The organism is Herbaspirillum sp. B65, assembly GCF_000333555.1.
Lineage (GTDB): Bacteria > Pseudomonadota > Gammaproteobacteria > Burkholderiales > Burkholderiaceae_D > Herbaspirillum > Herbaspirillum rubrisubalbicans.
In genome coordinates this window covers 1-9025 of record NZ_BADI01000673.1, presented here as the reverse complement: position 1 = coordinate 9025, position 9025 = coordinate 1, and the positions used below count along the sequence as shown (strand labels likewise).

Below are 9025 nucleotides of genomic sequence, written 5' to 3'. Positions count from 1 at the left end.
GCTGGGCTTTGGCAGCGTGCTCTTGTTGCTGTTGATCATCATCTCAATGGCCTTGCTGAAGATGGACCAGATCGATCAGCAGTTGAGCAGCATCACCGACGTCAACAATGCCGAGGTGCATCAACTCTCCATCATGCGCGCGGCTGTGTTTGAACAGTCGCTGGCCTCCCGCGGCATCCTGATGAGCACCACTGCTGAGGAGCTCAAGCAATACGCCGACCTGCTGCCGCAACAGATTTCCATCTACAGCGAAGCAGAAAAAACCCTGGCCAAGATGTTTGCCGAGGCGCCTGATACCACCGATGCCGAGAAAAAGGCCATCGTCATCATCCAGCAGCAATCGGCCCAGGTATTGCCGCAGCTACAGCAGTTGATCAAGGCAGTCCAGGACAACAACAGCGAAGAAATCAAGGCCGTCCTGAAGGATAGCCCCGTGGGCCGGCAGCAGGCGCAACGTCGCGCGACGCTGGCCGAACTCGCACGCTTCGAAGACAAACTCAACGAGGAGGCCAGGGACGAAGCCAAGGCGCTCTATAAGACGGCGCGTCGATTGATCGTCACATTGGGGGTGCTGGCCTTGCTGCTGGGCATGGCCAGCGCCATCCTCATCATCAGGAGCGTGGTGAAGCAACTCGGCGGTGAACCGGCCGACGCGGCCGAACTGGCGTCCCTGATCGCCAAGGGCGACCTGCGGCGGGAAGTCAACGTCGCCAGCGCCGATCCGGCCAGCCTGATGATGTCGATGAAAAGCATGAACACAGCGCTGCGAAGCATCGTGCGCGAAGTGCGTGCCGGGACCGATGCCATCACCACCGCCAGCACCGAGATTGCCGCCGGCAACCTGGACCTGTCTTCCCGTACCGAGGAACAAGCCAGTTCCCTGGAGCAGACCGCCTCGGCCATGGAACAACTGGTGGCCACCGTCAAGAACAATGCCGATAGTGCCGGCCAGGCCAATCAGCTGGCCGAGCGAGCCTCTGCGGTGGCTTCCGAAAGCGGCCAGCTGGTGCAGGAAGTGGTCAGCACCATGGCCGCCATCGATGCCTCCTCGAAGAAAATCGTCGACATCATCAGCGTGATCGATGGCATTTCCTTCCAGACCAATATCCTGGCGTTGAATGCCGCCGTGGAAGCAGCGCGTGCCGGTGAGCAGGGGCGCGGGTTCGCCGTGGTGGCCTCGGAAGTGCGTAGCCTGGCCCAGCGCAGTTCTACCGCCGCACGGGAAATCAAGGCGCTCATCGACGACTCGGTGGACAAGGTTGCCACCGGCAGCGCCCTGGTCAACCAGGCTGGCCAGACCATGCACGAGGTCGTCACCAGCGTGGAGCGCGTGGTCTCGGTGATCGGTGCCATCAGTGCGGCCAGCAGCGAGCAGAGCAAGGGCATCGATGAAATCAACCATGCCATTTCCCAGATGGATCAGGTCACGCAGCAGAATGCGGCCTTGGTGGAACAGGCTGCGGCGGCCTCGCAATCCCTGCAGGCACAGGCGCGCAAGCTCAGTGGCGTAGTGGAAGTTTTCGTGGTGGCATAAATCCTGGTGGCGTCCCTCTGCCGGTCGGGAGCAGGGGGCATGGCGTTCGTTTCTTCAAGGCATGAGGTTGACCCATCTCGCGAGAATCGGAATACCTTGCGCTCCCGGGGCCGGCACTGGCTTGCTCTTTGCTTATCTGTGGTGAGTAATCCTGCACCTTGCCTGTCCCTCACCCGACTATGAATAAGAATAAACAGAACCAGCATTTCCTGCGCCATATGCCCGCCATCGTCGACTGCGAACGCGCGTTGCGAGAACTCAGTGTGGCATGGCGCCTGATCGAATCCACCACCAAGATGGTGTGTCCAGCAGAAGCCAAGAGCATCTTGCCGACCATCAAGATCACGCGGGAAGGTTTCAACCAACTGGAAAAGCGGCTCATTGCCAACCTGGTTGAACAGAACATCAGCAAGGTCGTACAGGAGTTCGACTTCAAGGCCAGGGTCATCATCGACATCGTGGTGCGCAATCTCTTCGAGCGTACTGCCGATGTCGGTTTCCTGGCCATGGATGACGCCATCCGCGCCTTCATCCTGGAGGGGCCGGGTGCCGACTCGCACGAGATCGTCGAGCGCTTGCAGGCCTATCGACAGAAGTACACCGTCTACGATGAAATCTTCATACTCGATACAGAAGGCCGCGTGCTGGCCCATCTGGATCAGGACAACGCGGTCGAATGTTCATATGATCCCCTGGTGGCGCATACCCTGGCCGCATCGGGCTATGTGGAGACCTTTGCCGTCTCCGATCTGCGCGGCGGCCAGCGCGCGCTGATCTATTCCCACAAGATCGTCGATCCGGCCGATGGCAAACCCATAGGCGTACTGTGCCTGTGTTTCCCGGTGGCGGTGGAGATGAATGACATCTTCAGCGGCTTGCGCAAACCCCATGATCGCAGTGTCATGCTCATGCTCGATAGCGAAGGCCGGGTCATTGCCAGCAGCGATAGTGAACACGTACCCGTGGGGCGCATCGTGCCCCTGGCGCTGGAGGGCTCCTATCAGATCGTCAGTCATGCCGGCCGCGAGTACCTGGCGCGCACCTGCGCCGCGCGCAATTACCAGGGCTACAGCGGCCCGGGCTGGTTCGGCCATGTGATGGTGGCCTGCGATCTGGCTTTCCGCCAGCAAAACCAGGACATGCTGGCGCAATATGATCCGCAGTTGCTGGCCGGGGTGATGTCCCATGCCAAGTCATTCTGCCCGCCGCTGCACGATGTCACCACCATGGCCGACGCCATCAATCATTCGCTGCGACGGGTGGTGTGGAATGGCAAGATCATGGCCTCGGGCGAGGCCGGTGACCTGTTGCGGCTCAAGGCCATCTTGCAGGAAATCAGCCAGACCGGCGATGAGACCAATGAGGTATTCCGCAAATCGATCCTGGACTTGTACGCCACCGCCCTGTCGGCCAACTTGCAGGATGGGCAGTACATCTCGCGCCTGATGGTCGACATCATGGATCGCAATCTCTACGAGCGCGCCAATGATTGCCGCTGGTGGTCGCTCACGCCGCGTCTGCGGCAGATCATGGCCAAGGAGGTGCGCAGCGCCACCGAACTGGCGGAGATGACTGCCATCCTCAGTGCCATCAACGCGCTCTACACGGTCTATGCCAGGCTGGTGGTATTCGATGCCCAGGGCCGCATCGTGGCCACCAGCTCACCGTTGGCAGATGGCAGCGAGCTCATTGGCACCTACGTCGAGCCACAGTTGCTGCGCGATACGCTGCGCCTCACCGACGCCAGCCAATACTGCGTCTCGCCCTTCGCGCCCACGCCGCTGTATGACGGTGCGGCCACCTATCTCTACTGTGCCGCCCTGTTCCATCCCGAGCGCGCCCAGGCCACAGGCGGCATCGCCGTGGTCTTCGACGCCACCCCGGAATTTGCCAACATGCTGGCCGGGGCACTGCCGGAGCAGCCTGGGGCGTTCGCCGCCTACACCGATCGCCACGGCCAGGTGATTTCCAGTACCCATGCTGATTACCCGCCGGGCAGCGTGCTGCCACTGGGCAGCAAGGCCAGTGCCGGTGCCAATGGCAGCAGTACTGCCGATATCAGGGTTCACGAAGGCAGCTACATGGTGGTGGGACACACCACCTCGTTCGGTTACCGCGAATACAAGAACGATGGGCAATACGTCAATGATGTGATCGCCAGTGTCTTCGTGCCGATTGGCCAGCAGAGCGATGCCGAGCCCGCGCTGGAAAGCTTGAGCGTGGAAGCCGCGCCCTGCACCGGCCCCAAGCGTGAATTTGCCAGTATCCGGCTCGATGGCGCAACCTTTGCGCTGCCGGCCGGTCAGGTGGTCGAATCCATCGAAGCCGAACGTATGCTCTCCACCTCGACCTTCAAGCCGGTGCTGGCCGGCGCCCTGGATTACCAGGACGGCAGCGGTGCGGCCTCGGTCTTCGTGCCGGTGGTGGATATGCGCCAGCTATTGATGGGCAGCAGCACTGCGCAGCACCAGGGCAAGGAAATCATCATCGTCCGTCATGCCGGAAGAACGGTGGGGCTGCTGGTCGACAGCCTGCATGATGTCTTGGAGTTCGGCGAGATCCATATCGATGCCGCCTTCAGGATTCCCGGCTCCGAACACAACTATATCTGCAACCTGATTCGCACCGCCGACGCCGGCAGCACGATCCAGGTGATCGACGTGGAGCGCATCGTCACGCTCTTCTTTGCACCGCGCAAGAAAGAATTGTCGACGATGTCGTAAGCAGGCGAGCTCAGAGCTTTTCGGTTTCGCCACTCTTGGGCTGCCACTTCATCAAGCGCTTTTCGATCACGCCCACGGCCAGGTCCAGCACCAGTGCGAAGACGGTCAGCACGACGATGCCGGCAAAGACGGTGTTGATGTCGAAGCTGCCTTCGGCTTGCAGGATCAGGTAGCCGACACCGCGCGCCGAACCCAGATACTCACCCACCACGGCGCCCACGAAGGCCAGGCCGATGGAGGTATGCAGGCTGGAAAACACCCACGAGGTGGCCGAGGGCAGGTAGACCGTGCGCAGCAACTGGCGCGCATTGGCGCCCAACATGCGGGCATTGGCCAAGACCACCGGGCTGACTTCCTTGACGCCCTGATAGACGTTGAAGAAGACGATGAAAAACACCAGCGTGACCGCCAGCGCGACCTTGGACCAGATGCCCAGGCCGAACCACATGGCGAAGATCGGCGCCAGGATCACGCGCGGCATGGAATTGGCCGCCTTGACATAGGGATCGAGAATGGCCGAGGCGGTCGGCGAGAGTGCCAGCCACAGACCGATGCCCAGGCCGAAGACGGTGCCGATGATGAAGGCCAGCACGGTTTCGGTGAGCGTGATCAAGAGGTGCGAATAGATCTCGGCGGGGAAATTGAGTGTGAAGAAAGTGGTATCACCGAAGCCCACTTCCAGCGAGCCGCTACCCACCGTGAACCACTCCCAGATGCGCTGCGCCACCTTCAACGGCTCGCCGAAGAAAAACGCCGTCTGCGGGTTGCGGGTGGCCACATGCCATACCAGCAGCACGATGGCCAGGACCATCAATTGCCAGAAGCGGATGTTCTTGTGATTCGGTTTCAGTAATTTCCACATGGTGCTCATTGTCTTCCCTGATCCTTGCTTCTGACGGCTTACGGCTTACGCGGCACGCTTCTGTTGTTGGTAACCCTTGAGGACTTCGTCGCGCAGCACATCCCAGATCTGCTGGTGCAATTCGACGAAGCGCGGGTGCATACGGATTTCGGCCACGTCGCGCGGGCGCGGCAAGTCGATCCTGAATTCGCCGATGGGGTGCGTGCCGGGTCCGGCCGCCAGCACGATCACGCGGTCGGACATGGCGATGGCTTCATCCAGATCGTGGGTGATGAAGAGCACGGCCTTCTTCTTGGCATTCCATAATTCCAGCACTTCGTTTTCCATCAGTTGCCGGGTCTGGATGTCCAGGGCCGAGAAGGGTTCATCCATCAGGATGATGTCCGGGTCCAGGATCAGGGTCTGCGCCAGCGCCACGCGCTTGCGCATCCCGCCGGAGAGCTGGTGCGGGTAGCGGTCGCCGAAGCCTTGCAGGCCGACGCGCGCCAGCCATTGCTGTCCCAGTTCTTCGGCGGACTTTTCATCATGGCCACGATACTGCAGGCCGGCGATCACGTTTTGCAGGGCGCTGCGCCAGGGCATGAGCGCTTCGGCCTGGAACATGTAGCCGGCGCGACGGTTGATGCCTTGCAACGGTTCACCGAAGACCTTGACGCTGCCCGAGGAGGGTTGCAACAAGCCAGCGCCGACATTGAGCAAGGTCGACTTGCCGCAACCGGTGGGGCCGACCACGGAAACGAATTCGCCGGGGGCAATCGCCAGATCGGTATTGGCCACTGCCGTGTAGCGCTGGGAGCGGTCGTCCTTGGAGACGAAGGTGCAGGTGATGTTGTCGAACTGGAGGGCTGGCGTCATGGCAATGCGGGCCGGTAGGGCCACGGTGGGTGGTACGGAGGCAGGGACATCGACTCCACTGTGCAGAAGTGCAAATGCCCGTTGCCGGGCATTTGCGATACATTCGCGTCAACGGGAGCCGAGCTTGCGGAACCTTGGATCGACTTACTTGTACTTGGCGTTGGCCTTCTGGACGAAGGCATTGGTGAAGGTCTTGGACAGATCGATCTGCTTGTCGGCCAGCGCCGGCTCGAAGGCCTTGAGCGTGCGCAGCGCTGTATCCGGGCCACCCGGCGGGAAGTAGCCGTCCGGCGAGATGGCCTGGCGCACCTTCATGAAGGCATCGATATAGAGCGAGCGGTCGCCCAGCAGATAGCTTTCCGGCACGGCCTTGATGATGTCGGAGGGGCCGGCCTTCTGAATCCACTTCAGCGCGCGCACCATGGCATTGGTCAGGGCTTGCGTGGTGTTGGGATACTTCTGGATGAAGGCGGCCGGGGCATACAGGGTCGCTGCCGGCATGGGACCACCGAAGACATCGTTGGTGTCCTTCAGGGTGCGGGTGTCGGCGACGATCTTGATCTCGTTGTGCTGCTCCAGCATGGAAATGACCGGATCGAGATTGGCAATTGCATCGATCTGGCCCGAGCGGATGGCCGAGATGGCGCCGGCAGCAGCCCCCACGCCGATGAAGGAAACATCGGTGGGCTTCAGACCCGCCTTGGCCAGCACGTAGCTGGCCATGACGCTGGTGGAGGAGCCCGGCGCGGTGACACCGATCTTCTTGCCCTTCAGATCAGCCACGCTCTTGTAGTTGGGCATGGTCTTGTTGTTGACCGCCAGCACGATCTGCGGAGCGCGGCCCTGCAGTACGAAGGCGACGATGGGCTGGTTCTTGGCCTGCATGTTGATGGTGTGCTCGTAAGCCCCCGAGACCACGTCGGCACTGCCGCCGACCATGGCCTGCAAGGCCTTGGCGCCACCAGCGAAGTCGGAAATCTCGACCTGCAAGCCTTCATCCTTGAAATAGCCGAGCTGTTCAGCAATGGTCAGGGGCAGATAGTAGAACAGGTTCTTGCCACCCACGGCGATGGAGACCTTGGGTTTTTCCAGTGCCTGTGCATCGGCGCTGCCGTTGAAGGAAAAGTAACCGGCCAGGAACAGGCCAGTGGCGATCAGCAATTGCTTCCAGCTCAATTTCATCATGTCTCCTCCGTGTGTGGATGGGGGGTACCGCTTCTTGTCCAGCTTGTTGCAGGCCACCCCGTGCAGGCGCCCGCCTTTGTCATGCTGCTTCAGACCACGCCTTGGTCCCGCAGCTTCTTGATGTGGGCCTCATCATACCCCAGCGATTGCAGGATTTCATCGCTGTGCGCGCCCAGTTCCGGGCCCNAGCATTTGGTCTGGCCCGGTGTCTCGGAGAGCTTGGGCGTGATGGCTGGCAGCTTGACCNGCGTGCCATCGGCGAACTGGTGCTGCTCCGACATGTCGCGCGCCAGGAATTGCGCATCGTTCATCATGTCCTTGACCGAATAGATCTTGCCACCGGGACATCGGCAGCCTGCAAGCGCGCCAGTGCCGACTCGATGGTCTGGGTGCTGCACCACTGCTGGATGGCGTCATCGATTTCCTGCGTGCGCGGCACGCGGCCGTCGTTGCGCGCCAGACCAGGATCGTTGGCCATGTCGTGGCGACCTATGGCGCTCATCAGGCGCTTGAAGATGGCATCACCATTGCCGGCGATGACGATGTTCATGCCATCGCCAGTGGTATAGGTATTGGAGGGGACGATGCCCGGCAGCGCGCCACCGGTACGCTCGCGGACCACGCCGGCAAAGTCGAACTCGGGCACCATCGATTCCATCATGTTGAACACAGCTTCATACAAGGCCACGTCCACCATCTGGCCCTGCCCGGCCACACAGTCTGCGCCGCTCTTGCCGTTCCAGCGACCGCCGGTGACGTCACGGTGGCGCAAGGCCATCATGGCGCCGATCACGCCATGCAGGGCGGCGATGGAGTCGCCAATGGAAATGCCGATGCGTACCGGCGGCCGGTCCGGGTGGCCGGAGACATAGCGGATGCCGCCCATCGATTCGCCGATGGCGCCAAAACCCGGCAAGTCGCGCAACGGGCCGGTCTGGCCATAACCGGACAGGCGCACCATGATGGTGGCAGGGTTCAGATGTCTGAGGTCTTCATAGCCGAGCTTCCACTTTTCCAGCACGCCGGGGCGGTAGTTCTCGATGATGACATCGGCCTCCAGGGCGAGCTGACGGGCGATTTCCTGGGCGCGCTCATCCTTCATGTTGAGCGTGATGCTCTTCTTGTTGCGCGCCTGGACCGACCACCACAGCGAGGTGCCGTCCTTGAGCACGCGCCAGTGACGCAGGGGGTCGCCATCACCGGGCGCTTCGATCTTGATGACCTCGGCACCGAACTCGGCCAGCATGCGCGAACAGAAAGGACCCGCAATCAGCGTGCCCAGTTCAAGAACCTTGATGCCGGCCAGCGGGCCGGGCTTGGATGTGGCTGTGCTCATCGTGCTTGCACCGGATGCCTGGCTGGCTCGGCCTGCGCGGGCGCTCCGGTGTTCTCCTCTTGGTCGATGCTGCGGACCGGGCTCTTGTGGGGTATTGGCCAGTGTCCTGGAATGCGATGGATTCGGGTGATGCTGCACGGCGGGCGAAGAGCAATGCGCGGTATGTGGGTGGGTCACCCCCCGCGGCTCCTGGCATGACGTCGTACGTCCACGCCGGCAAGCCCACATTCTATTGCAGCATGCGCGCGATGTCGCGCATTTTGACCTGCATGGGCGACGTCATGCCTGCAAGTTTTTCATCTGAAAACGATCTCGTCCGCGTTTCGTGCGGATCTTGCGGTCGCCTCGGGTTCAGGTCGAACGGCGATCCAGCATGGCGCGGGCGATGGTGCCGGCGTCCACGTATTCCAGCTCGCCCCCGACCGGTACGCCGCGCGCCAGGCGGCTCACCTTCAGGCCGCGGGCCTTGAGCGTTTCGCTGATGTAGTGGGCGGTGGCTTCGCCTTCGTTGGTGAAGTTGGTGGCCAGCA

The 9025-nt window shown here is 61.6% G+C and carries 6 protein-coding genes and 1 pseudogene; 2 read left to right on the top strand and 5 right to left on the bottom strand.

What is annotated here, in order from left to right; genetic code table 11:
• Position 1: 1 nt before the first annotated feature.
• Both I5W_RS16015 and I5W_RS16010 read left to right on the top strand, forming a co-directional pair.
• Positions 2-1534, top strand: a complete 1533-nt coding sequence (locus tag I5W_RS16015; RefSeq protein ID WP_044529976.1) for a methyl-accepting chemotaxis protein — start codon at positions 2-4, stop codon at positions 1532-1534.
• Between the two features lie 179 nt (positions 1535-1713).
• Entirely contained in the window at positions 1714-4257 is a 2544-nt protein-coding gene (locus tag I5W_RS16010; RefSeq protein WP_252717052.1) for a chemotaxis protein CheW, read from the top strand.
• A 10-nt stretch (positions 4258-4267) separates the two neighbouring features.
• On the opposite strand, the gene I5W_RS16005 is transcribed toward I5W_RS16010, so the two are convergent.
• From I5W_RS16005 to I5W_RS15985, 5 genes and pseudogenes are all read right to left on the bottom strand, one after another.
• Positions 4268-5119, bottom strand: coding sequence for an ABC transporter permease (locus I5W_RS16005; RefSeq protein ID WP_026052037.1), 852 nt, complete (start codon positions 5117-5119; stop codon positions 4268-4270).
• Positions 5120-5164: 45 nt separating this feature from the next.
• Complete coding sequence (locus tag I5W_RS16000) at positions 5165-5974, bottom strand: ABC transporter ATP-binding protein (RefSeq protein WP_044529977.1); 810 nt, start codon at positions 5972-5974, stop codon at positions 5165-5167.
• A gap of 144 nt (positions 5975-6118) precedes the next feature.
• Complete coding sequence (locus I5W_RS15995) at positions 6119-7156, bottom strand: ABC transporter substrate-binding protein (protein ID WP_044529974.1); 1038 nt, start codon at positions 7154-7156, stop codon at positions 6119-6121.
• 92 nt (positions 7157-7248) lie between these two features.
• Positions 7249-8723, bottom strand: a pseudogene (locus tag I5W_RS15990) (CaiB/BaiF CoA transferase family protein).
• Between the two features lie 123 nt (positions 8724-8846).
• On the bottom strand, positions 8847-9025 hold a 179-nt coding region (locus I5W_RS15985), incomplete at its 5' end, for a toprim domain-containing protein (RefSeq protein WP_044529973.1).

Bases quoted from the DNA above. Each gene is read 5' to 3' on its own strand.
- I5W_RS16010 (WP_252717052.1), top strand. From the start codon at position 1,714: ATGAATAAGAATAAACAGAACCAGCATTTCCTGCGCCATATGCCCGCC.
- I5W_RS16005 (WP_026052037.1), bottom strand. From the start codon at position 5,119: ATGTGGAAATTACTGAAACCGAATCACAAGAACATCCGCTTCTGGCAA.
- I5W_RS16000 (WP_044529977.1), bottom strand. From the start codon at position 5,974: ATGACGCCAGCCCTCCAGTTCGACAACATCACCTGCACCTTCGTCTCC.
- I5W_RS15995 (WP_044529974.1), bottom strand. From the start codon at position 7,156: ATGAAATTGAGCTGGAAGCAATTGCTGATCGCCACTGGCCTGTTCCTG.